The organism is Kitasatospora sp. NPDC033851, from assembly GCF_055576085.1.
Genome location: NZ_JBVIRL010000004.1, coordinates 269,096 through 292,340 on the forward strand (window position 1 = coordinate 269,096; position 23,245 = coordinate 292,340).

Annotated in this window: 19 protein-coding genes and 2 pseudogenes; 13 read left to right on the top strand and 8 right to left on the bottom strand. The window is 70.9% G+C overall.

Annotated features, from left to right (window positions below; all coding sequences use genetic code 11):
• Positions 1–214: 214 nt before the first annotated feature.
• From ACZ51D_RS10735 to ACZ51D_RS10745, 3 genes and pseudogenes are all read right to left on the bottom strand, one after another.
• The gene (locus ACZ51D_RS10735; protein WP_465661890.1) at positions 215–1,249 is read right to left on the bottom strand and encodes a serine hydrolase domain-containing protein; all 1,035 of its coding nucleotides are present in this window, start codon (positions 1,247–1,249) and stop codon (positions 215–217) included.
• A pseudogene (locus ACZ51D_RS10740) lies at positions 1,246–2,445 on the bottom strand (UDP-N-acetylglucosamine 1-carboxyvinyltransferase); the annotation flags it as partial. The gene ACZ51D_RS10735 and the pseudogene ACZ51D_RS10740, both read right to left, overlap by 4 nt.
• Positions 2,446–2,505: 60 nt before the next feature.
• A complete protein-coding gene (locus tag ACZ51D_RS10745) occupies positions 2,506–2,784 on the bottom strand; it encodes a hypothetical protein (RefSeq protein ID WP_465617174.1) in 279 nt (92 codons plus the stop codon).
• A gap of 187 nt (positions 2,785–2,971) precedes the next feature.
• Between ACZ51D_RS10745 and ACZ51D_RS10750 the strand changes: the two genes are divergently transcribed.
• Complete coding sequence (locus tag ACZ51D_RS10750) at positions 2,972–3,145, top strand: hypothetical protein (protein ID WP_465617176.1); 174 nt, start codon at positions 2,972–2,974, stop codon at positions 3,143–3,145.
• A gap of 135 nt (positions 3,146–3,280) precedes the next feature.
• Here the strand turns inward: ACZ51D_RS10750 and ACZ51D_RS10755 are convergent, their stop codons facing one another.
• Positions 3,281–3,676: a zinc-binding dehydrogenase gene (locus ACZ51D_RS10755; RefSeq protein WP_465661892.1), complete on the bottom strand. Its 396-nt coding sequence runs from the start codon at positions 3,674–3,676 to the stop codon at positions 3,281–3,283.
• Positions 3,619–4,413: a DUF6585 family protein gene (locus ACZ51D_RS10760; protein ID WP_465617180.1), complete on the bottom strand. Its 795-nt coding sequence runs from the start codon at positions 4,411–4,413 to the stop codon at positions 3,619–3,621. Before ACZ51D_RS10760 ends, ACZ51D_RS10755 begins: the two co-directional genes overlap by 58 nt.
• Before the next feature lie 368 nt (positions 4,414–4,781).
• Here ACZ51D_RS10760 and ACZ51D_RS10765 point away from each other — a divergent pair, with 368 nt between their 5' ends.
• From ACZ51D_RS10765 to ACZ51D_RS10775, 3 genes are all read left to right on the top strand, one after another.
• A complete protein-coding gene (locus tag ACZ51D_RS10765; protein ID WP_465661894.1) occupies positions 4,782–6,665 on the top strand; it encodes an APC family permease in 1,884 nt (627 codons plus the stop codon).
• Positions 6,666–6,673: 8 nt separating this feature from the next.
• Complete coding sequence (locus ACZ51D_RS10770; protein WP_465661896.1) at positions 6,674–9,100, top strand: DUF4118 domain-containing protein; 2,427 nt, start codon at positions 6,674–6,676, stop codon at positions 9,098–9,100.
• Between the two features lie 160 nt (positions 9,101–9,260).
• Positions 9,261–9,686, top strand: a complete 426-nt coding sequence (locus tag ACZ51D_RS10775; protein ID WP_465661898.1) for a hypothetical protein — start codon at positions 9,261–9,263, stop codon at positions 9,684–9,686.
• 44 nt (positions 9,687–9,730) lie between these two features.
• Here ACZ51D_RS10775 and kdpB (ACZ51D_RS10780) read toward each other — a convergent pair whose 3' ends face one another.
• From kdpB (ACZ51D_RS10780) to ACZ51D_RS10790, 3 genes and pseudogenes are all read right to left on the bottom strand, one after another.
• A complete protein-coding gene (kdpB, locus tag ACZ51D_RS10780) occupies positions 9,731–11,917 on the bottom strand; it encodes a potassium-transporting ATPase subunit KdpB (RefSeq protein WP_465617188.1) in 2,187 nt (728 codons plus the stop codon).
• 175 nt (positions 11,918–12,092) lie between these two features.
• Positions 12,093–12,419, bottom strand: a pseudogene (locus ACZ51D_RS10785) (GNAT family N-acetyltransferase); the annotation flags it as partial.
• Positions 12,420–12,492: 73 nt separating this feature from the next.
• Entirely contained in the window at positions 12,493–12,867 is a 375-nt protein-coding gene (locus ACZ51D_RS10790) for a hypothetical protein (protein ID WP_465662042.1), read from the bottom strand.
• 535 nt (positions 12,868–13,402) lie between these two features.
• Here ACZ51D_RS10790 and ACZ51D_RS10795 point away from each other — a divergent pair.
• The 9 genes from ACZ51D_RS10795 to ACZ51D_RS10835 all read left to right on the top strand — a co-directional run bounded on the left by ACZ51D_RS10795 (position 13,403) and on the right by ACZ51D_RS10835 (position 23,012).
• Complete coding sequence (locus ACZ51D_RS10795) at positions 13,403–14,224, top strand: SDR family NAD(P)-dependent oxidoreductase (protein WP_465661900.1); 822 nt, start codon at positions 13,403–13,405, stop codon at positions 14,222–14,224.
• 47 nt (positions 14,225–14,271) lie between these two features.
• Positions 14,272–14,346: a 50S ribosomal protein bL37 gene (locus tag ACZ51D_RS10800; RefSeq protein ID WP_465617425.1), complete on the top strand. Its 75-nt coding sequence runs from the start codon at positions 14,272–14,274 to the stop codon at positions 14,344–14,346.
• Between the two features lie 231 nt (positions 14,347–14,577).
• Positions 14,578–14,727: a hypothetical protein gene (locus tag ACZ51D_RS10805; RefSeq protein WP_465617194.1), complete on the top strand. Its 150-nt coding sequence runs from the start codon at positions 14,578–14,580 to the stop codon at positions 14,725–14,727.
• Between the two features lie 371 nt (positions 14,728–15,098).
• The gene (gene kdpF, locus ACZ51D_RS10810; protein WP_360508580.1) at positions 15,099–15,188 is read left to right on the top strand and encodes a K(+)-transporting ATPase subunit F; all 90 of its coding nucleotides are present in this window, start codon (positions 15,099–15,101) and stop codon (positions 15,186–15,188) included.
• Between the two features lies 1 nt (position 15,189).
• On the top strand, positions 15,190–16,854 hold the full coding sequence (gene kdpA, locus ACZ51D_RS10815; RefSeq protein WP_465617196.1) for a potassium-transporting ATPase subunit KdpA: 1,665 nt from the start codon (positions 15,190–15,192) through the stop codon (positions 16,852–16,854).
• On the top strand, positions 16,854–18,968 hold the full coding sequence (gene kdpB / locus ACZ51D_RS10820) for a potassium-transporting ATPase subunit KdpB (RefSeq protein WP_465661902.1): 2,115 nt from the start codon (positions 16,854–16,856) through the stop codon (positions 18,966–18,968). The genes kdpA and kdpB (ACZ51D_RS10820) overlap by 1 nt, the downstream gene beginning before the upstream one ends.
• Positions 18,969–18,985: 17 nt before the next feature.
• The gene (kdpC, locus tag ACZ51D_RS10825) at positions 18,986–19,621 is read left to right on the top strand and encodes a potassium-transporting ATPase subunit KdpC (RefSeq protein WP_465661904.1); all 636 of its coding nucleotides are present in this window, start codon (positions 18,986–18,988) and stop codon (positions 19,619–19,621) included.
• A gap of 128 nt (positions 19,622–19,749) precedes the next feature.
• Positions 19,750–22,332, top strand: coding sequence for an ATP-binding protein (locus ACZ51D_RS10830; protein ID WP_465661906.1), 2,583 nt, complete (start codon positions 19,750–19,752; stop codon positions 22,330–22,332).
• Positions 22,329–23,012: a response regulator gene (locus ACZ51D_RS10835; RefSeq protein ID WP_465661908.1), complete on the top strand. Its 684-nt coding sequence runs from the start codon at positions 22,329–22,331 to the stop codon at positions 23,010–23,012. The genes ACZ51D_RS10830 and ACZ51D_RS10835 overlap by 4 nt, the downstream gene beginning before the upstream one ends.
• The last annotated feature ends 233 nt before the right edge of the window (positions 23,013–23,245 follow it).

The window sequence follows — 23,245 nt, forward strand, 5'->3', positions numbered from 1 at the left end:
GCTGCCGCGACGGCCACGCCAGCCCCGCCCGCGCTGATGGATTGCTCGGGCCGCCTCGGTGGACTCCACGACCATGCGCTCCTGGGCGCTGATCGCACGGGCGGTGTCGGGCCAGTCCGCGGGGTCGGAGAGGTTCAGGACGGTCCCGGCGGGCCCGCCGAGCCGGAGGGTGGTCAGCGATGCGAGCGTGACCTGGGGCACGGCAGGGGTCCTCTCAGTCGGCGGTGACGGCTTTGAGTGCGAGGTTGCGGAGCGGGGCGAGGCGGGTGCGGTTGTCCTGGTGGTGGTAGACGGCGTTGGTGCAGATGGCCAGGTAACGGCCGGTGGCCGGGGCGAGGTAGAGGCTGGTGCCGGTGAAGCCGTGGTGGTAGGCGACCCGGCCGTCGTCGGCGAGGATCCAGGCCAGGCCCCGGTGGAGGCCGGGCTCGATCTCGGTCTTCGGCTCCATGCTGGTGCGCAGCCAGGCCCCCAGGCCGTGCCCGTCGTCGTATGCGGTGAGGAGGCGGTCCGCGAACTTCGCCAGGTCGGCCGGGGTGGTGAAGACCCCGGCGTGGCCGGCGACGCCGCCGAGCAGGGTGGCGTTGTCGTCGTGCGGGATGCCCCACAGGCGCGGGCCACCGGGGAGGCGCTGCTCGGTCGGGGCGACGTCGGCGGACCGGCTGACGGGTCCGTAGGTGGTGCGGGTCATGCCGAGGGACTGCCAGAGGTCGGCGGCGAGCTCGTCCAGGCGGCGGCCGTGGACGTGGGCGAGCGCGAGGCCGAGGAGGATGAACCCGCGGTTGATGTACTGGTGGCCGGCACCGGGTTCGGCGGTCAGCGGTTCGTCGCAGATCAGCTCGGCCAGGTGTTCGGTACGGCCTCGGTACTGGTCGAGGCGGGTCTCGGCCCGCAGGCCGGAGGTGTGAGCGAGGATCTGTCCGACCGTCACGTTCGCGCCGGGCGCCTGCCCCGGCACGCCGGGAAGCAGGTCTCGGACCGGCGTGTCCACGGAGATGCCGTCGGCGAGGCCGATCAGCGGCCAGGTGGACAGCACCTTGGTGAGCGACGCGGCGTCGTAGAGCGTGTCCGGGCCGGGGCGGGCGTCCCCGCACTCGGGCGCGACGAGGCCGGAGGCGGTGAAGGCGGGCAGGTCATTTCGGGTGCCATGGGCGATGACGCCGCCGGGCAGGGCGCCGTCGTCGACCAACAGGTCGAGGCACTGGCGCAGTTCGGCGATAGTGTCCGGGTTCCACAGTCGGGTGGTCGTCACGGAAGCTCCTGGTTGATCGTCAGATCGGCACCGAGCGCGGCCAGTTTGGGCGGCAGGTCGCCGTAGCCGCGCCGGAGGTGGTACATGCCACGGATCGTAGAGGTGCCCTCGGCGGCCAAGGCGGCGAGCATGAGAGCCGTCACGGCCCGGATGTCCTCGCCCGCCACGTCAGCGGCAAGGAGGCGAGACGGCCCCTCGACGGTGATCGCCGGTCCCTCCGCGTTGACGGCCGCGCCGAACGCCCGCAGCGCGGCGAGGTGGCTGTCGCGCCGGCTGTAGATCCGCTCGTCGATCCGCGACGGTCCGGCGGCCTGGGTGAGGACGGCGGTCAGCTGGGGCTGGACGTCGGTCGGGTAACCCGGGTGGGGGCCGGTGGCCATCTCCACCGCTCGCAGCCCTTCCGGCACGGTCACCGTCGTTCCGCCATGCTCGGCGGTGAGGAGGATCCCGGCGTCGGCGAAGACCGACACCAGGCCCGCCGGGAATCCGTCGGGCGGGAAGGCGTCGAGGTGGACGCTTCCTCCGGTGATCGCAGCCGCGAGCGCCAGGGTGGCGGCCTCCAGCCGGTCGGGCGGCACCCGGAAGACGCCGCCGGCGATGTGGTCGGTACCGGTGACGTGCAGGGCCTCGTTGCCCTGCCAGGTGATGCCGACGCCGGAGCGGGCGAGCAACTCGGCGGTGACCGTGACCTCGGGTTCGATGCTCGGTCCGAGGATCGACGAGGTGCCGGGGGTGCGGGCGGCCAGCAGCATCGCGGTGACCGTTGCTCCCAGGCTCGGGCCCCACTTCTTGGTGCTGACGGTGGTGATGAACGGCAGGCGCTTCGAGTCAAGGAAACGGGCACGAACGCGTCCCCGGTTGACCTCGACCTCGGCGCCGGCGGCTTCCATGGCGGCCAGGTGCAGGTCGATGTAGCGGGCGCAGAAGGCGTCGCCTCCGGGCAGCGGGAAGGTGACCTTGCCGGTGCGGGCCAGCAGGGCGGCTGCCATGACCGCGGTGGTGCGGATGCGACGCCCGAGGTCGTCCGGGATGACCGGGAAGTAGGAGTCGGCAGGCCGGGTCTCGAACTCGCCGTCGCTGATGGTGGCTCGGGTGCCGGTGCGGTGGAGGATCTCGGCGCAGACGCCGGTGTCGAGGATCGCGGGGGCACCGGCGAGGGTGAGCGGCCGGTCGGCGAGGATGGCGGCGGCGTAGCAGCGGGTGGCCGCCGGTGATCCGCAGGGTGAGCCGGTCGGTGGTCGTGGTGGCGGTCATGGTCACCTTCCCTGGCTTCCGGCGGGGAAGAACCCGCCGATCTGGGTTCGGGGGTAGAGGGTGGTGTGGGCGCCGATGAGGGTGGCGGGCTGGAGCACGGTGCCGGCGGGGACGATCACGCCGTCACCGATCACCGCGCCGAACTTGGTCTGGCCGGTGGCGATGCGGCGGCCGTCGAGGTGGGCGCAGACCTCTTCGGTGGCGGGCTCGGCGACCGGGCCGCAGGTGACCTTCAGGCCGGTGGTGGAGGGCGCCGCCTCGCTCCGCAGCTGTCTCGGCACAGCCCCACCGTGCGCGAGACGATGGCCGGGCTGCTGCGAGCACAGCGGCGACTCCCGGAGCCAATGTCGAACTTCGCCTCCTGGATCGGGATGTGACGGCGGACTGATACAGAGTTGTGTTAGTTCTGGACTTGCAACGGCTCGACCTTGTTCATGACGGATTCACCGACATGACAGGAGCCTTCGCATGCCTCCCTCGTTCGGCACCAGTACATGGGCGCCGATCTGCCGCCTGCTCCTGGTGCTGCACCAGGGCAAGGACGCCTTCGCCCGGCACGCCGGCGCCCACCCGCTGGTCTGGGCGGAGCAGGAGACCGGGGACGGCCAAGCCGCGGTCTCCGCATCGGGAGGTGATCGGTGATCGAGGGCCAGGACCGGCACGCTGCCGTCCGGGTCCTGAACGCACACCTCATCGCGCCGTTCGGCGGCGCGAGGGCGGCGTCCTGCGATTACCCCGTCGGGTGCGGGCAAGCGCGAAGTGAGGGTGGGCGCTCGGTCAACAATCGACGTCAAGGACGACCTTGCCGGTGGTGCGGCGGGCGGTGAGGTCGTGGTGGGCCTGGCGGGCCTGGCCGAGCTTGTAGACCGGGCCGTTGAGCGGCTTGAGCCAGCCGTCGGAGACCGCCGCGAACAGCGCGGACATCGAGTCCTTGAGGTGCGTGCGCGAGGGGTAGAGGTTCGGGAGCCAGAAGCCGCTGACGGCCTTCGACCCGGCGAGCAGGCTGGTGATGGGCACGAGCCCGTCGACCCCGGTGACGGCGCCGAAGGCGGACATCCTGCCGCGCGGGGTGAGAGCGGCGAGGGTGGCCTGCCGTCGGACCGGACGGGAACCGGCTACCGGCGTAGCTGCTCGACCAGTGCGGCGAAGAGCTGCAGGTTCGGGAACATCCATACCGGGTCGCCGGTCAGGTTGGTCGGCTTCCCGGCGGCCTCGATGCGGACGAGTCCCCGCCTCGTGTGGACGCCTTGCACCTGCGACCAGGAGACCTGTTTCCGCCCCGCCGCCACGCCGCTCCGGCTCACCAGGAAGCCGCCGAACGGCATGGTTTTGCCTGCCCGGAGTGCGATGAGCGCGTCCGCCAGCTGCGCCTCGGTCACGGCCTGCTGGATTCGTGGACCCCAGTCTTCGGGGTTCGGGAACCCTTCGCGGAGGGTGATTTCCTGGCCTTCGCCGTCACGTAACGTGTAGGCGTGTTTGACGCGGTTGCTCCGGCCGAAGGTGTGGTAACGGCCGATGTTCTGGTGCACCGTCATCGTGTCCCACCGCAGTGCCCTGAGCTTGCCCCCTACGACGACGACCAGGCCGTGCTCGTGGAGGTGAAGGCCGGCGTTCTTCCTGGTACTCCTGTTGTGCCTCTCGCGCAGGACCCTGAAGAGCAGGAGGACCGCGACGGGCGGCAGGAAGACGAGGAGTAAGGCGGGAGACGTACGAGCCAGGGCGATGCCGGCGGACACCAGCAGGGCGAGGAGCACGGACACGGTGACGAGGTCCGACCGCTGAACAGTCGGCGAGGGCAGGGTCGGAAGGTAGGTCGCCCGATGGTCGCCCAACCGTTGCCGCGCGACCGCCTCGGCGACCTGCTCCGAGTACTCGGTGGGAACGTGCCGGTGAGCGAAGTCGTCGGACACGGCGCTGTGCTCCTCGATCGGATCTCGGCCGGGAAGCGGCCCACGCTAGCGGGTCGGTGCGGAGGACGCGACGCGTCGAAGGCCTGACGCCGCGACCTTGATGCGTCTCTCCCCGCATCTTGACGAGGTGTTGATTCCGGAGACGGTACGCGCTGAGTGGGCGTCTGTCGGCCGCTGCGCCAACGGGGCGAACCCGCGTGGACGGTTCCAGGAAGCGGAGCGGCTGTCGCGTAGCCTTGCGCCCTGCCGCCGCCTCGGTGGCGCCGGTTCGGGGACGTGGACAGGGGCGCAGGGTGAGTTCGTCGGGTGCGGCTGCGTCGACGCGGCGGACGAGGTTCCGGGCGTGGCTGCTGGAGGGCCTGGCCGACATGGCCAAGCAGTATCCGGGGCCGCACGCGGAGGCGCCGGTCGAGCACAAGGGCCAGCGGTGGTGGCGGGTGATGTGCCTGACCGGCCTGGACTACTTCTCGACGCTCGGTTATCAGCCCGGCATCGCGGCTCTCGCGGCCGGGCTGCTGTCGCCGGTGGCGACGGTCGTGCTGGTGATCGTGACGCTGTTCGGCGCGCTGCCGGTCTACCGGCGGGTCGCGAAGGAGAGCCCGCACGGTGAGGGCTCGATCGCGATGCTGGAGCGGCTGCTGTCGTTCTGGCAGGGGAAGCTGTTCGTGCTGGCGCTGCTGGGGTTCGCGGCGACGGACTTCATGATCACCATTACCCTGTCGGCGGCGGACGCGACCGCGCACCTGGTGGAGAACCCGAGTCTGCACAGCGCGCTGTCCGGCAAGCAGATGTTGATCACGCTGATCCTTGTCGCCCTGCTTGGCGCGGTCTTCCTCAAGGGGTTCAGCGAGGCGATCGGCCTGGCGGTCGTCCTGGTCGTGGTCTACCTGGCGCTCAACGTCGTCGTCGTGGTGAACGGGCTCTGGCACGTGCTGGAGAACCCGGACGTGGTCACGGACTGGGCGGACGCGCTGACCGCCGAGCACGGCAACGTGATCGCGATGATCGGCGTCGCGCTGATCGTCTTCCCGAAGCTGGCGCTGGGTCTGTCCGGCTTCGAGACCGGCGTCGCGGTGATGCCGCACATCGAGGGCGATCCCGAGGACACCGAAGAGAAGCCCGTCGGTCGGATCCGCGGCGCGCGCAAGCTGCTCACCACCGCCGCGCTGATCATGAGTGCGTTCCTGATCACGACGAGTTTCATCACCACGGTCCTGATCCCCAAGGCCGCGTTCGAGGCGGGCGGGCAGGCCAACGGCCGCGCCTTGGCTTACCTGGCCCACCAGAACCTGGGCAGCGGCTTCGGCAGCGTCTACGACCTGTCGACCATCGCGATCCTCTGGTTCGCCGGCGCCTCCGCGATGGCCGGCATGCTCAACCTGCTGCCCCGGTACCTGCCGCGCTACGGCATGGCGCCCCACTGGGCACGGGCGGTGCGGCCGATGGTGATCGTGCTGACGCTGATCGGGTTCCTGGTCACCTGGATCTTCGACGCGAACGTGGACGCCCAGAGCGGCGCGTACGCGACCGGCGTGCTGGTGCTGATCTCCTCGGCCGCCATTGCCGTCACCATCGCCGCGCACAAGGCTCGGCAGCGCAACTGGACCATCGGCTTCGCCGTGATCGCGGCGGTGTTCCTGTACACGACGGGCACGAACATCGCCGAACGTCCGGACGGGGTGAAGATCGGCGCCTGCTTCATCGGCGGGATCATCCTGGTCTCCTTCCTCTCCAGGCTCAGGCGGGCGTTCGAGTTGAGGGTCACCGACGTGGTGCTGGACGAGGCGGCCGAGCGGTTCGTTCGCGACTACACCTACCGGCCGATGCGGCTGATCGCCAACGAGCCGAACAGCCGTGACCTGGCGGAGTACCAGGAGAAGAAGCGGGAGCTCCGGGAGCACCACGACATCCCGGCCGACGTCGACCTGGTCTTCGTCGAGGTGACGGTTCGGGACCCGTCCGAGTTCGAGGCGGTGCTGGACGTGCGCGGCGAGGTCCTGCACGACCGCTACCGGGTGCTGTCGCTGGAGAGCTCCAGCGTCCCGAACGCGTTGGCGGCCCTGTTGATGACGATCCGGGACCGTACGGGGCAGATCCCGCACATCTACTTCGAGTGGACCGAAGGCGGCCCGGTCGGCCACTTCCTGCGCTTCTTCCTGTTCGGCCAGGGCGAGGTGGCCCCGGTCACCCGCGAGGTGCTGCGCGAGGCGGAGCCGGACCGTTCCCGGCGCCCGCGCGTCCACGTCGGCTAGGGCGGAACATGGAACCGGAGACGGAGAGAGACGGCGGGACGGCGGTGGCCGGGAAGCTGCGGGTGTTCCTGGGAGCGGCGCCGGGGGTGGGGAAGACGTACGCCATGCTCCGGGAGGGGCGGCGGCTGCGCGGCGAGGGGCTGGACGTGGTGGTCGGCCTGGTCGAGACGTACGGCCGGCACGGGACGGAGAACCAGCTGAGGGACCTGCCCGTGCTGCCCCGGCGGCCCGTGTCGTACCGGGGCGTGGAGCTGACGGAGCTCGATCTGGACGCACTGCTGGCGCGCCGCCCGGCGCTCGCGCTGGTGGACGAGCTCGCCCACACCAACGTGCCCGGCGGGCGGAACGAGAAGCGCTGGCAGGACGTGCGGGAGCTGCTGGACGCCGGGATCGACGTGGCGACGACGCTCAACATCCAGCACCTGGAAAGCCTGAACGACGTCGTCGAGCAGATCACCGGCGTCGCCCAGCGCGAGACGATCCCGGACGACGTGGTCCGGGCCGCCGACCGGATCGAGTTGGTCGACCTCAGCCCGCAGGCGCTGCGCACCCGGATGGCGCAGGGGGAGGTCTACCCGCCGGACCGGATCGACGTGGCGCTGGACCACTACTTTCGGGCCGGCAACCTGGGCGCCCTGCGGGAACTGGCGTTGCTGTGGCTCGCGGACCGGGTGGAGGAGGAGCTGGCGGACTACCGGGCCCGGCACGGCATCCGGGCGCCCTGGGAGACCAAGGAACGGATCATGGTCGCCCTCAACGGCGCACCGCAGGGCGAGCACCTGATCCGCCGGGGAGCCCGCACCGCGGCCCGGGTCCACGGGGACCTCCTCGGCGTGCACGTCCGCCTGGACGACGGCACGGTCGAGCGCGAGCCGCCGGGCCTGGCGCCGCAACGGGAACTGCTCCGGGAGCTGCGCGGCACCTACGTGGAGGTGAGCGGCAGCGGCGTCGCGCGGGCTCTGGTGGACTTCGCCCGGACGGAGAGCGCCACGCAACTCCTGCTGGGGCCGACCAGCCGCAGCAGGCTGCGTGAGCTGGTATCCGGCTCGGTGATCAACCGGGTGATCCGGCTGGCCGGCCCGATCGATGTGCGCGTGCTGCCGCCGCCGGAGCCGGGACTACTGACGGTGCCGCCCGCGCCGCGCAGACGCCGCCCGGCACTCGTGCCGGTCCGGCGGCGCCGACTGGCGTGGCTGCTCGGACCAGCCGGAGCGATCGCGCTGGTCTGGGCGCTGTCGCCGCTGCGCGACTCGCTCGGCCTGCCCGGCGTGCTGCTGTGCCTGCTGCTGGTGGTGGCGGGGACGGCTCGGCTGGGTGGGCTGCTACCCGCGGCGGGCAGCACGGCAGCGGGCGCACTCGCGGCGGACTACTTCTTCACCACGCCCTGGCACAGCCTGACGGTGGAGCAGGGCGCTGACGTCGCGGCGCTGCTGGTGTTCCTCGCGGTGGCCGGGGTGATCTCCCACCTGATCGACGGCCTGACGCGCCGCTCGCAGCAGGCGGACCGGGCGCGCGCGGAGGCGGCCGTCCTCACCAGGCTGGCGGGGGAGACGGTGGAATCCGGGGCACGGGTGTCGTCCGATCTGGTGGCCGAGCTTCGGCAGGTCTTCGGGCTGGACGCGGCCGCCGTACTCGTTCGTACGGGCGCGCTCTGGCAACCGGCGGCTTCGGCCGGGGCGGAGGTGCCGCTGCTGCCCGACGAGGCGTCGTTCTCCGTCGACCTGGGGGACGAGGCGGTCCTCGTCCTGCGGGGTACGCCATTCACCGAGGAGGACACCCGGTTGCTCGGGCCGTACGTCACCCAGTTGAAGCTGGCCCGGGAGCGTGAGCGGCTGGTCGCGCAAGCATCGGCGGCCGAGGTCCTCGCGCACGCCGACGCGCTGCACACGGCGTTGCTGGAAGCCGTCGGAGAGGACCTGCGCACGCCGCTGGCAGCGGTGCGCCGGGAAGCGGAACGGATGCCGGACCCGGACGGGCGGCGGATCGGCGCCGAGGTCGAACGGATGGAGCGGCTGATCGCCAACCTGCTGGATCTGAGTCGGCTGCGGGCCGGGGTGATGCCGGTGGTGCTGCGGCCGACGGCGGTGGCCGAGGTGGTGCGGGCCGCTGCCGAGGGACTGACCGGCGTGCGCATCGAGTTGGAGTCGGAGCTGCCGCGGGTGCTCGCCGATCCCGGGCTCCTGGAGCGGGCGTTCGCGGACCTCCTGGCACTCGGGGCGGCGGGAGCAGGGCCGGTGGTGGTCGACGCCGGCCAGGTGGCCGGGCGAGTGGACGTCCGGGTCACCGTGCACGGAGGCGAGGCTGTCGGTCGGGAGGAGACCGGGCCGGCGGTGGTGCGGGGCTTCGTGGAGGCGATGAACGTCGAGCTGGCCGTCGAGGAGGCACCCGGCGGCGGCACCGCGTACGTGATCAGCCTGGTCCGTGCGGTGGCCTGATCCCATGGCGCGGATCGGTTGGCGACGCGGGGCGTCAAGATCGCGTTGTGAATCCGGGCGTCGGCGTAAGGATCTCGTCAACGCGGGGCGAGGGGCCGTGGGCCCGTGGGTTTGCTGGCCTCGAACGAACTCGCGGCGAAGCTGGGACAGGACGATGCGCATGTACTCCGCCCGCCCCGGTGGCCGTCGCTACCATCCCGTCCTCGACCGCCTGCCGGTCCCGGTGTCGGGCACCGTGGCCCTGGTCGCAGGGGGCGCGCTCGCACTCGGCCTCGGTTGGCTGGGCGAGCTCCACGCCGGCTGGTTGCCGTACATCGCGTACGTCAGCCTGGCCGCGCTGGCAGGAGCCTTCTCCCGGCCCCTGGCCGCGCCACTGGTCGGCCTGGCGGCGTGGTTGTGTTGCAACGCCTTCGTCGAGCACCACCATGCCGAACTCGGCTGGTCCGGCGTGGGGATCGAGAGCGAGCACTTCGTTCTCTTCACTGCCGCTGCCTTGGTGCTCTCCCTGCCTGCTGCGATTCCGCGTCGGGCGATCCGCGTCGAGCGCCTTCCGGTCGGCGAAGGGGCCGAGCGTCACACCGGTTGATGCCCGCCGCCTCGGCGTCGTTCCGGAGGCGGCGGGCCGGTCTGCTATCCGAGCCCGGGCACGAACTGGATCAGCAGGTCGATCGCCTTGATGCCGAGGAAGGGCAGCACCAGCCCGCCGAGCCCGTAGACGCGCAGGTTGCGGCGGAGCAGGTCGGTGGCGGAGGCGGGCTGGTAGCGGACGCCGCGCAGGGCGAGGGGGATCAGGGCGACGATGATCAGCGCGTTGAAGATGATCGCGGAGGCGATGGCCGAGGTGGGGCTGTGCAGTTCCATGATGTTGAGGTGGTGCAGTCCGGGGTAGGCGTTCGCGAACATCGCGGGGATGATCGCGAAGAACTTGGCGACGTCGTTGGTGATCGAGAAGGTGGTCAACGCTCCGCGGGTGATGAGGAGTTGCTTGCCGACCCGGATGATGTCGATCAGTTTGGCCGGGTTGGAGTCGAGGTCGACCATGTTGCCGGCCTCCTTGGCGGCCGGGGTGCCGGAGTTCATCGCGACGCCGACGTCGGCCTGGGCGAGGGCGGGGGCGTCGTTGGTGCCGTCGCCGGTCATGGCGACCATGTTCCCGGCGGCCTGTTCGCGCCGCAGGTGGGCGAGCTTGTCCTCGGGGGTGGCCTCGGCGAGGAAGTCGTCCACCCCGGCCTCCGCGGCGATGGCCTTGGCGGTGAGCGGGTTGTCGCCGGTGACCATGACCGTGCGGATGCCCATCCGGCGCAGTTCGGCGAAGCGTTCGGCGATGCCCTCCTTCACCACGTCCTTGAGTTCGACGACGCCGAGCGCGCGGGCGCCGTGCCGGTCATGGACGGCGACCAGCAGCGGGGTGCCGCCGGCCTCGGCGATGCGGTCGACGAGCGGCTTGGCCTCGATCGGGAGCCGTCCGCCGGAGTCGACGACCCAGCGGGCGACGGCGCTCGCGGCGCCCTTGCGGATCAGGCAGACGGTGCCGTCGGGCCAGGTGAGGTCGACGCCGCTCATCCGGCTGTGTGCGGTGAACGGGACGGGCTGCTGCTCGCCGAGTTCACCGGGGGAGCGGGGCGGCACCCAGTACTGGCGGTTCGTCAGCTCGACGAGCGACCGGCCCTCCGGGGTCTCGTCCGCGACGGAGGCCAACTGGGCCGCTTCGGCGAGCTGTTCGGTGGTCGCGCCGGGCAGCGGGTGCAGGGCGACGGCCCGGCGGTTGCCGTGGGTGATGGTGCCGGTCTTGTCGAGCAGCAGCACGTCGACGTCCCCGGCGGCCTCCACCGCGCGGCCGGAGAGGGCGACCACGTTGCGCTGCACCAGGCGGTCCATCCCGGCGATGCCGATCGCCGAGAGCAGAGCGCCGATCGTGGTCGGGATCAGCGCGACCATCAGCGCGACCAGCACGATGGTGGTCTGGGGCGCGTTCGCGTAGAGGGCCATCGGCTGGAGCGAGACCACCGAGAGCAGGAAGACGATGGTGAGCGAGGCGAGCAGGATGTTGAGCGCGATCTCGTTCGGGGTCTTCTGCCGGTTCGCGCCCTCGACCAGGGAGATCATCCGGTCGACGAAGCTCTGCCCGGGCCGGGAGGTGACCCGGACGACGAGGTGGTCCGAGAGCACCTTGGTGCCGCCGGTGACGCCGGTGCGGTCGCCGCCGGACTCCCGGATGACGGGTGCGGACTCCCCGGTGATCGCCGATTCGTCGACGGTGGCGACCCCCTCGACCACCTCGCCGTCCTGCGGGATCACCTCGCCGGCCGCCACCAGCACGATGTCGTGCAGCAGTAACTGCTCGGCGGGGATGACCTCGTGGCGGTGGTCGCGGGTGCCGACCCGCCAGTGCAGCAGCCGCCGCGCGGTGGTGCCCGCCTGGGCGCGGCGCAGCGAGTCGGCCTGCGCCTTGCCGCGGCTCTCGGCGACGGCCTCGGCGAGGTTGGCGAAGAGCACGGTCAGCCAGAGCCAGAAGGAGATGACCCAGGCGAAGACGCCGGGGTGGAGCACCGCGCTGATGGTGGTGAGCGCGGAGCCGGTCTCGACCACCAGCATCACCGGGTTGCGCATCATGACGCGCGGGTGGAGCTTGCGGACGGCGGCGGGCAGCGCCTCGGCCAGCTGCCGCCGGGTGATGAGCCGGCGTCGGCCTCCCGGTGACGTGGGCCGGTGGCTCGGCGGCGGCTCGGGTGCCGGCGCCGGGCTCCGCTCCGGGCGGCGGAACCAGTTCTGCTGATCGGAGGTGGTGTCCGGGGTGGTGAGAGCCGAACGGCGCATCGTCTCGGGGACCTTCCGGGCCGCCCGGTCGGGTGGGGCGGCGGTTCGGGGGAGTGACGGTAACGCCGGAGAGCGAAGCACCGGATCTTCACGCGCCATGCGGGTCTTGATGACGGCTTGGCGCCCAGGACGGTTTCCCTGACGGCACCCTGACGTCTTGTCGGACACCTGTTCGTCAGAGAGTGCGTGCCGGGCCGGCCCAGTACACCACCTCCTGTCGCACGGGTCGGAAGCCCGCGGCTTCGGCGAGGGTCCGGCTGGCGTGGTTGCTCTGCGGCGCCGACCAGGTCGGGGTGAGGCCTTGGGCGTGGGCGGCGGTCGTGGCGGCACGGACGCAGGCGAGTGCGAGGTCGAGGCGCCGGAACGCCGGGTCCGTCGCCACTGCGATGTCCAGGTGGTTCCGTCCGGCGAGGTAGCCACAGGCGAGCGAGGCCAGGTACGGCCCGAGGAACGCGCCCCAGGCGAAGCCGCTCGCCGCGAGTGCGTGATGACCGCCCCAGGTCTCGGCGGCCCAGTGCGGGAGGCCAGGGCGGTTCGCGGAGGAGGAACGGCGGGCGAACCGTTCGAGGTGCGCCTCATCGGTGGCGTGAAGTGGGCGTACCCAGGGCCGCGGTGTTGCGGGAGACCGGCCGAGGCCGCTCCGCGTGGACGTGCAGCACGCGGATCCACGGCGTGATGTGGCTGAACGTGCGTCCCAACAGGGGGAGGAAGCGGTCCGGAGCGTGGAACTGCCCTCGTCCGAAGCGGGCAAGGACGTCCGGGTCCAGATGTTCGGGATCTCCGATCAGCAGCCGTTCCGGCCCGCAGTGCACCAGTAGTGCCCGGACGGTGTCGGGGTCGTCCGCCCACCAGCCGCCGTGGGCACTCCGCGCGACGTGGGCGGGCAGGACGCTCGCGCCCGGCTGCTCGGGGGTGAACCAGTCATGGGAGGGCAGAACGGTGACGGACATCCGTCCAGTACGGCAGACCGGGGTGGGTTGATGTCGGCTCGTTGACGAAAGCCTGGCAGCGACGGGGGTTCTTGCTGACGGAGCATTGGCGTGTGCCGAAAGCCCGGCCCGGTGCCAGGGGCACCGCATCAACAAGACGTCGAGAGCCCGTCAGGGGTTCGTCAGGGAGGGTGAACGAGCTTGCCCCCGGCATCGGGGGTGGCTTTGATGGGGGACATGCACCGCTCGACACGCCACCACGACCGCCCGCCGCATAGTCGGCCGCGGATCGTCGCTGTCGCGGTCGCCATCGCCGTCCGGTAGGACCGAGCTCCTTCCCGCTCGTCACCGGCGGCGTGCACGGGCCCGGTGCCGTTACGTCGTGCCCGTGCCGATCACCGCTGTCCGTCCCCTGCCCGACAGGCTCCGAGAGCAGGGGGCGGACGAGCGTTCTCATCGCATCACACCCTTTCGCACCGGTGGCCCCGTCTGCGCCGCGGCTTCATGCCGCCGTGCCTTCGCACCCCGCCGGTGCCTTTCCACCCTTGGATGGGTCATGTCCGACGCTGTTCTGTCCGCCCGCACCGCCCTCGTCACCGGCGCCTCGTCCGGGATCGGCTGGGAGACCGCCCGGCTGCTCGCCGGGCACGGCGCGACCGTGCTCGTGCACGCGCGCACCACCGGCGAGGCCGAGGCGGCTGTCGCCCGGCTGGTCGACGCGGGTGTCCGGCGCGACCAACTCGTCGAGCTGGCAGCCGACTTCACTCGCCTGTCGGAGGTCGCGGTGCTGGCCGGCACCGTCGTCAAGCACTACCCGGCGCTGGACCTGCTGGTCAACAACGCCGCCACGGTGGCGCCCGAACGCTGCACGCTGACCGACGACAGCAACGAGGTCTCGCTTCAGGTCAACTTCCTGGCCGCGCACCTGCTTTCCAAGCTGTTGCGCGCCCCGCTGTCGGCGGCCGGCGATGCCCGGATCGTCAACGTGTCGTCGTCCCTGCACCGCACCGCCTCGATGAACTGGTCGGACCCGCACCGGGTGAAGAAGTACTCCCGGGTCGCCGCCTACGCGCAGTCGCAGCTGGCGCTCACCATGGCGACCGCCGACATGGCCCCGGCCGGTTCCGGCATCACCGCCGTCAGTGTCAACCCCGGCCTGTGCGACACCGCGCTGCTGCCGCTGTACGGGCGAGCCGGTGCACCGGCGGCGGAGGGGGCGGCGGCCGTGGTCAGGCTCTGCCTGCCGGAGACGGTTGTCGCCAACGGCGCCTACTTCGACGGTGGCGTCATCGCGCCGACCGCGCAGGCCGCCCAGGAGGAGCGCTCGCTGAAGCGGCTGGCCAAGCTCGCCGACCAGCTGGTCGGCCAGGCGGTCTGAACCGCACCACCCGATGCGGCAACCCGACGATCACGAGAAAGAACACGATGTCCAAGCGCGCCCGTAAGAAGAAGGCCCGGCGGAAGAAGAAGTCGAACCACGGCCGCAAGCCCGGGCAGTAGCCCGACAGACCACCCGGTGCCGCGTGCCACCGGCACCGGGTGCACACCTTCGGCCCCTGAGGCCCGCCGTCCGGCTGTGCGGACGGGCGGTGCCTCAGGGGCCGAACCGCTGTACGGGTCATCAAGAACGCGTCAAGGGCGGTGCCGCCGGCATCAAGAGTGCGTAGGAAGCGGAGGGAGGTGCCCCGGGCGGCTTCACGATCGATCAGCATCACGATCGAGGAGCCACGAATGCCAGAAAGCACGATTCCGACTGTCGCGGCCGATCCCGAGCCGCCGGATACCGGCGCGGGCGACGAGCGGCACCTGCTCAGCGCGCTCGGCGGACTGGCGGCGCGTACGCGGTCGCCAAGGCGCACCTGGGCCGCCGGACGGCGCTGACGGCGGCCGCCTTGCTTGTGATCGACTATGTCCTGAATGCCGCGGTCTCGGTCACCGCCGGCGAGGCCGCGCTGACAGGCTCATCGAAACGTTCAGGACAATCCGCGGTCTCGAGTGAATGACGCCGATATAAGGGCCGCGTCAATGTTTCCGGATCACCCGTATGGACGGCATCAGGGACGCGCTGCGCGCCCCTGACGGCTGGTTGGCTGCTCCCGCCGGTCTTCCGCCGGTGCCGTGAGCGGCCCTCGGCCAGGTCGCGGCATCTCCCGAACCACGCTGGTGGAGCCCATGTCCGATCTCATCTACGTCGGTGTCACGGTCGCCGTGTTCGCCGTCATCGCCCTGATCGCGCGGGGGGTGGAGAAGCTGTGAGTGCCGAGAACATCACAGGTCTCATCGTGGCCGTCGCGCTCGTCGGCTACCTCATCCTCGCGCTGATCTACCCGGAGAAGTTCTGACATGAGCTCCACTCTCGCGGGCTGGCTGCAGGCCCTGGCCCTGGTGGCCGCGTTGGTCCTGTGCTACCGCCCCCTGGGCGACTACATCGCCCGCATCCTGACCACCTCGAAGCACCTCAGAGCCGAGCGCGGCATCTACAAGGTGATCGGCGTCGACGGTGACGCCGACCAGCGCTGGCCGGTGTACCTGCGCTCGGTGCTGGCCTTCTCGGCCGTCTCCGTCCTCTTCCTGTACGGCCTGATCCGGCTCCAGGGCTACCTGCTGCTGAACCTGGGCGTCCAGCAGATGGAGGGCCACCAGGCCTGGAACACCGCGATCTCGTTCGTCACCAATACCAACTGGCAGTCCTACGGCGGTGAGTCCGCGATGGGCCACCTGGTGCAGATGGCCGGCCTGGCGGTGCAGAACTTCGTCTCCGCGGCCGTCGGCATCGCCATCGTGGCGGCGCTGATCCGGGGCTTCACCCGCAACAAGACGGACCGGCTGGGCAACTTCTGGGTCGACCTGGTCCGGATCAACCTGCGACTGCTGCTGCCGATCTCGATCGTCTTCGCCCTCGTCCTGGTGGCCAACGGCGTGATCCAGAACTTCCACGGCTTCCACGAGATGACCAACCTCGCGGGTGACGTGCAGAAGATCCCGGGCGGCCCGGTGGCCTCCCAGGAGGTCATCAAGGAGCTGGGCACCAACGGCGGCGGCTTCTTCAACGCCAACTCCGCCCACCCGTTCGAGAACCCGACCGGGTTCACGAACTGGCTGGAGATCTTCCTGATCCTGCTCATCCCGTTCGCGCTGCCCCGGGCCTTCGGCCGCATGGTCGGGGACAACCGCCAGGGCTACGCGATCGCGGCCGTGATGGCGATCTTCTGGGTCGCCTCGGTGGCGCTGATCACCCTCGCCGAGTCGCAGCACTCGGGCTCCGCCCTGCAGGCCGCGGGCGGTGCGATGGAGGGCAAGGAGCAGCGGTTCGGTATCGCCGCCAGCTCGCTGTTCGCCGCGTCGACGACGCTGACGTCGACGGGTGCGGTGGATGCTTTCCACGACTCGTTCACGCCGTTCGGCGGCGGCATCACGATCTTCAACATGATGCTGGGCGAGATCGCGCCGGGCGGTGTGGGCTCCGGCCTGTACGGGATGCTGGTCCTCGCCATCGTGGCGGTGTTCGTGGCCGGTCTGATGGTCGGGCGCACCCCCGAGTACCTGGGCAAGAAGCTCGGCGGCCGGGAGATGAAGTTCGCCTCGCTGTACATCCTGACCACGCCGACGATCGTGCTGGTCGGCACGGGTGTGGCGATGGCCCTGCCGGGTGAGCGGGCCGGGATGCTCAACTCGGGCGCCCACGGCTTCTCCGAGGTGCTGTACGCGTTCACCTCGGCCGCCAACAACAACGGCTCGGCCTTCGGCGGGATCACCGTCAACACCGACTGGTACGACACCGCGCTCGGACTGGCGATGGTCTTCGGCCGCTTCCTGCCGATCGTCTTCGCCCTGGCGCTGGCGGGCTCGCTCGCCCAGCAGCAGCCGGTCCCGGCCACCCCGGGCACCCTGCCCACCCACAAGCCGCTGTTCGTGGGCCTGCTGTCGGGCGTCGTCCTGATCGTCGTCGGCCTCACCTACTTCCCGGCCCTGGCTCTCGGGCCGATCGCGGAAGGTCTCACCTCCTGATGTCCACCCCCACCCTTAGTCCTGCACCGGTCGACAAGACCGAGAACGCGGCACCGCACAGAGTCTCCAGCGGATTGCTGGACCCGAAACTCCTCCTCTCCTCGCTGCCGGACGCGGTGAAGAAGCTCGATCCCCGGGTGATGGTCAAGAACCCGGTGATGTTCGTGGTCGAGGTCGGCTCGGTGGTCACCACGGTCTCCGCGATCGCCAGCCCGTCCGTGTTCGCCTGGTCCATCACGGTGTGGCTCTGGCTGACCACGATCTTCGCCAACCTGGCCGAGGCCGTCGCCGAGGGGCGCGGGAAAGCCCAGGCCGACACCCTGCGCAAGACCAAGACAGAGAGCGTCGCCCGCCGGCTCACCAACTGGCCCGCCACGCAGGACGAGGAGGAGGTGCCCGGCACGGCCCTCCAACTCGGCGACCACGTGGTGGTCGAGGCGGGGCAGGTCATCCCGGGCGACGGTGACGTCGTCGAGGGTGTCGCCTCGGTGGACGAGTCGGCGATCACCGGTGAGTCCGCGCCGGTGATCCGCGAGTCCGGCGGCGACCGCTCCGCCGTGACCGGCGGCACCAAGGTGCTGTCCGACCGGATCGTGGTGAAGATCGCCTCGGAGCCCGGCAAGTCGTTCATCGACCGGATGATCGCCCTGGTCGAGGGCGCCGCCCGGCAGAAGACGCCGAACGAGATCGCGCTCAACATCCTGCTGGCCTCGCTGACCATCGTCTTCCTGGTCGCGGTCGTCACGCTCCAGCCGATGGCCACCTACGCGGGCGCCCCGCAGTCGATGATCGTCCTGGTCGCCCTGATCGTGGCGCTCATCCCGACCACGATCGGCGCGCTGCTCTCCGCGATCGGCATCGCCGGCATGGACCGGCTGGTCCAGCGCAACGTGCTGGCGATGTCCGGCCGCGCCGTCGAGGCCGCCGGCGACGTCAACACCCTGCTGCTCGACAAGACCGGCACCATCACCCTCGGCAACCGCCAGGCCGCCGAGTTCCAGCCGGCCGAGGGCGTGACCGTCGAGGAGCTCGCGAGTGCCGCGCAGCTCTCCTCCCTCGCGGACGAGACGCCGGAGGGCCGCTCGATCGTGGTCCTCGCCAAGACCGAGTACGGTCTGCGGGCCCGCGCCCAGGGCGAGCTGACCCACGCCACCTGGGTGCCGTTCACCGCCCAGACCCGCATGTCGGGCGTCGACCTCGATGAGGCGGACGGCGTCCACTCGGTGCGCAAGGGTGCGGCGGGTTCGGTCACCAACTGGGTGACCGAGAACGGTGGCACAGTCGGCAAGGACGTTGCCGAGCTCGTCGACGGCATCTCCGCCGCGGGTGGTACCCCGCTGCTCGTCGCGTCCCGGATCGGCAGTGCGGCCCCGAAGGCCCTCGGAGTGATCTACCTCAAGGACGTGGTCAAGGAGGGCATGCGGGAGCGGTTCGACGAGCTGCGCCGGATGGGCATCAAGACCATCATGATCACGGGCGACAACCCGCTGACCGCCAAGGCGATCGCGGAGGAGGCCGGCGTCGACGACTTCCTCGCCGAGGCCACGCCCGAGGACAAGATGGCCCTGATCAAGAAGGAGCAGGAGGGCGGCAAGCTGGTCGCGATGACCGGCGACGGCACCAACGACGCCCCCGCCCTCGCCCAGGCCGACGTCGGCGTCGCGATGAACACCGGGACCATGGCGGCCAAGGAGGCCGGCAACATGGTCGACCTGGACTCCAACCCCACCAAGCTGATCGAGATCGTGGAGATCGGCAAGCAGCTGCTCATCACCCGCGGCGCGCTGACCACCTTCTCCATCGCCAACGACGTGGCCAAGTACTTCGCGATCATCCCCGCGATGTTCGCCGGGGTCTACCCGGGCCTGAGCCACCTCAACATCATGGGCCTGCACAGCCCGCAGTCCGCGATCACCTCGGCGATCATCTTCAACGCCCTGGTCATCATCGGCCTCATCCCGCTCGCCCTGCGCGGCGTCAAGTACCGGCCGTCCGACGCCAGTTCGCTACTGCGCCGCAACATCGGGATCTACGGCTTCGGCGGTCTGGTGGTCCCGTTCGTCGGCATCAAGCTGATCGACCTGCTCGTCCAGTTCATCCCCGGCCTCAGCTGAGAGAGGAGTCCACCGCCATGTCCAAGCCCCTGCCCGCCGCCGTGCGGACCCACTTCACGGCCCTGCGAGTACTCCTCGTGCTGACCGTGATCCTCGGAGTCGTCTACCCGCTGCTCGTCACCGGGATCTCCCAGGTCGCGTTCAGCGACAAGGCCAACGGCTCGATCGTGACGTCCGACGGCAAGGAGGTCGGCTCCAGCCTGATCGGCCAGAACTTCAACTTGCCCAAGGCCAATCCGGACGACCAGAAGGAGGAGGCCCAGCCGGACCCGAAGTGGTTCCAGCCCCGCCCCTCCGCGGCCGGGACCGGCTACGACGCCTCCTCGTCCGCCGCCTCCAACCAGGGGCCGAACAGCGAGGACCTGCTGAAGGCCGTCAACGACCGCCGTGCCGCCGTCGCCGCGTTCGACGGCGTCGACCCGGCGAGCGTGCCGGCCGACGCGCTGACCGCCTCCGGCTCCGGCCTCGACCCGCACATCTCGGTGGCCTACGCCAAGGAGCAGGTCAACCGGGTGGCCAAGGCCCGCAACCTGCCGGCCGAAAAGCTGAACCAGCTGGTCGAGAAGTACACCGAGGGCCGCTCGGCCGGCTTCCTCGGGCAGGACGGCGTGAACGTCGTGCTGCTCAACAAGGCGCTCAGCGAGCAGAAGTGATGACACTCCATCGATCTGCCGAGTGACCAGACCGACCCGGGTACGGGGGGCACGCCCCCGCGCCCGGGTCGGTCGCCCATGTCTGCGCACCACCAACCTGCCAGCCACACAAGGAAAGAGCAGCGCCCATGGCTCGCGACCTCGCCCCCGGCACCATGCACCGCCGCGGCCGGCTGAGGGTCTATCTCGGCTCGGCCCCCGGGGTCGGCAAGACCTACCGGATGCTGGACGAGGCCCACCGCCGACAGGACCGTGGCGCGGAGGTGGTGGTCGGGTTCATCGAGTGTCACGGGCGGAGGTTCACCGAAGGGCTGGTGGACGGGCTTGAGGTGATGCCGCGCACCAGACGGACCTACCGGGGGGCCGAGTTCGAGGAGATGGACCTCGACGCGGTGCTCGCCCGCCGCCCGTCCGTCGTCCTGGTCGACGAGCTGGCGCACACCAACATCCCCGGCGGCCGGCACGCCAAGCGCTGGCAGGACGTCGAGGAACTGCTCGCCGCCGGGATCGACGTCATCACCACCGTCAACATCCAGCATCTGGAATCGCTGAACGACGTCGTCCAGAAGATCACCGGCATTCCGCAGCGCGAGACCGTCCCGGACGAGGTGGTCCGCCGGGCCGACCAGATCGAACTCGTCGACATGGCCCCGCAGGCGCTGCGCCGCCGGATGGCCCACGGCAACGTCTACAAGGCGGAGAAGGTGGACGCCGCGCTCTCCAACTACTTCCGGGTCGGCAACCTCACCGCCCTGCGCGAACTCGCCCTGCTGTGGGTCGCCGGGCGGGTGGACGAGGGCCTGCGCGACTACCGGGCCACCCACAGGATCGACCGGGTCTGGGAGACCCGCGAACGCGTCGTTGTGGCGCTGACCGGCGGCCCCGAGGGCGAGACCCTGATCCGCCGCGCCGCCCGGATCGCCGACCGCACCGCCGGCGGCGAGCTGCTGGCCGTCCACGTCTCCCGCAGCGACGGCCTGGCCGGCGCCTCCTCCGGCGCGCTCGCCCAGCAGCGGCAGCTGGTGGAGACCCTCGGCGGCAGCTACCACGTGGTCGTCGGCGACGACGTCCCCACCGCGCTGCTCGCCTTCGCCCGCGCCCACGACGCCACCCAGCTGGTGCTCGGCACCAGCCGCCGCGGCCGGATCAACCGCTTCCTGACCGGCCCCGGCACCGGGCAGACCACCGTGGACGCCTCCGAGGACATCGACGTCCACATGGTCACCCACGAGTTCACCGGCCGCGGCCGGCTGCCCGCGCTCGGCCGCCGCCACTCCCGCCGCCGCACCATCGCCGGCTACACGGCGGGCCTGATCGTTCCCCTGCTGCTCACCGTCGCGCTGTCGCCGTTCCGTAGCACACTCAACCTGACCACGGACGCGCTGATCTTCCAACTCGGTGTCGTAGCCGTGGCGTTGCTGGGGGGTGCGCTGTCAGCCTTGCTGGCCTCGGTCATCGCCTCGGTGCTGCTGAACTACTTCTTCATCCCGCCCCTCCACACCCTGACCATCGACGAGGCCAACAACATCGTCGCCCTGGTGGTCTTCGCCACCGTCGCGCTGACCGTTTCCACCGTGGTCGACCACGCCGGCCGGCTCACCAGCCGGGCCGCCCGGGCCACCGCCGAGGCCGAGACCCTCTCCACCCTGGCCGGCAGCGTGCTGCGGGGCGCCGACGCGGTGCCCGCCCTGCTGGAGAAGTCCCGGACGGCCTTCGGGATGGACTCCGTCGCCCTGCTCGACAGCCTCACGGGAGAGACCATCGCGCGCAGTGATGCCGAGACGGACGGAGACGTCGAGACCGGAAGCCCGGAGGAGGCCACCGAGGTGGCCGTCGGAGAGCGGGCCGTCCTGGTGCTCACCGGCCGCCGGCTGCCCGCCGCCGACCAGCGCGTCCTCACCGCCTTCGCCGCCCACGTCGCCGCCGCCCTGGAACGCGACCGGCTGGCCGTGGTCGCCGCCGAGGTCGAGCCGATCAAGGCCGCCGACCGGATGCGTACCGCCCTGCTCGCCGCCGTCAGCCACGACCTGCGCACCCCGCTCGCCGCCGCCCTCGCCTCGGTCGGCTCGCTGCGCAGCCCCGACGTCGAGTTCTCGCCCGAGGACCAGGACGAACTCCTCGCCACCGCCGACGAATCACTCGTCAAACTCACCCGCCTGGTCGACAACCTGCTCGACATGAGCCGCCTCCAGGCCGGCGCGCTCACCCTCCACATGGCGCCCACCCTGCTGGAAGACGTCCTGATGCGTGCCGTGGACTCGCTGACCGACCCGTACGCGCCCGTCCAGCCGCTGGACCTGGACACCGCCCCGGCGGTGCTCGCCGACCCGCCGCTGCTGGAACGCGTGCTCGCCAACGTGATCACCAACGCGCTGCGGTACAACGCCCCCGGCGCACCCGTCCTGGTCACCGCCAGCCACCACGCCGACCAGGTCGAGATCCGGGTGATCGACCGCGGCCCCGGCATCGACCCCGAGGACCGCGACCGGGTCTTCCTGCCCTTCCAGCGCCTCGGCGACACCGACAACACCACCGGCGTCGGCCTGGGGCTTGCTCTCTCCCGCGGCCTCGCCGAGGCCATGGGCGGCAGCCTGGAGGTCGAGGACACCCCCGGCGGCGGCACCACCATGCTCCTCACCCTGCCGGCAGCACCGGAGACTCGGACCGGGGAACCCGGCATCGCCCTGCTGGAGAGGAGCGCGGACCGGTGAGCCACATCCTCGTCGTCGACGACGAACCGGCACTGCTGCGCACCCTGCGGATCAACCTCCAGGCCCGGCACTACTCGGTGCTCACCGCGGCCACCGGCCAGGAAGCCCTGGACTCGGCGGGCCAAGCGCCACCCGACGCCATCGTCCTGGACCTCGGCCTGCCGGACTTCGACGGCGTGGACGTGATCCACGGCGTCCGCTCCACGCTGACCGTGCCGATCATCGTACTGACCGGCCGGGCCGACATCGAGGACAAGCTCCGCGCGTTCGACGCGGGCGCGGACGACTACCTGACCAAGCCCTTCAACGTGGACGAACTCCTCGCCCGGCTGCGGGCCGTTCTGCGCAGGCCGCTGGGCGGCGTCCCGTCGGCGCCCGAGCCGTCGGCACGGATCGGGCCGCACGAGATCGATCTCGGTGCGGGCACGGTCACCGGTCCGGACGGCCCGGTCCGATTGACCCCGACCGAGTGGCGGATCCTCGCCCTGCTGCTCGCCAACCCCGGCCGGCTGGTGCCCGGCCGGCAGATCCTGACCGAGGTGTGGGGCCCGGAGGCGGAGGGCAACGGCAATTACCTGAGGGTCTACTTCTCCAGCATGCGGCGAAAGCTCGAACCCGAGCCGGGCCGTCCGCGCCACCTGATCACGGAACCCGGGATCGGCTACCGGTTCCAGCCCTGACCCGGAGGTATCCGGGACGGCCGGGACTCGCGTTCCGGTCGATGTCCCAAGCCTTTCGGTCCATGGCTCCTGCACTGGTCAACGGCTCATCCGGGAAGGGGAGTTCAACGGAATTCGCGGGTTCTTGATCGGCCTCGCATGGATCCCGTCAGGATCACCGGCCGAATCGCGGAATCGACGTCCTCCCCTGCCATCGTGCTTTCCGACCGGATCCGTTCGGGTCCGAATTCGAA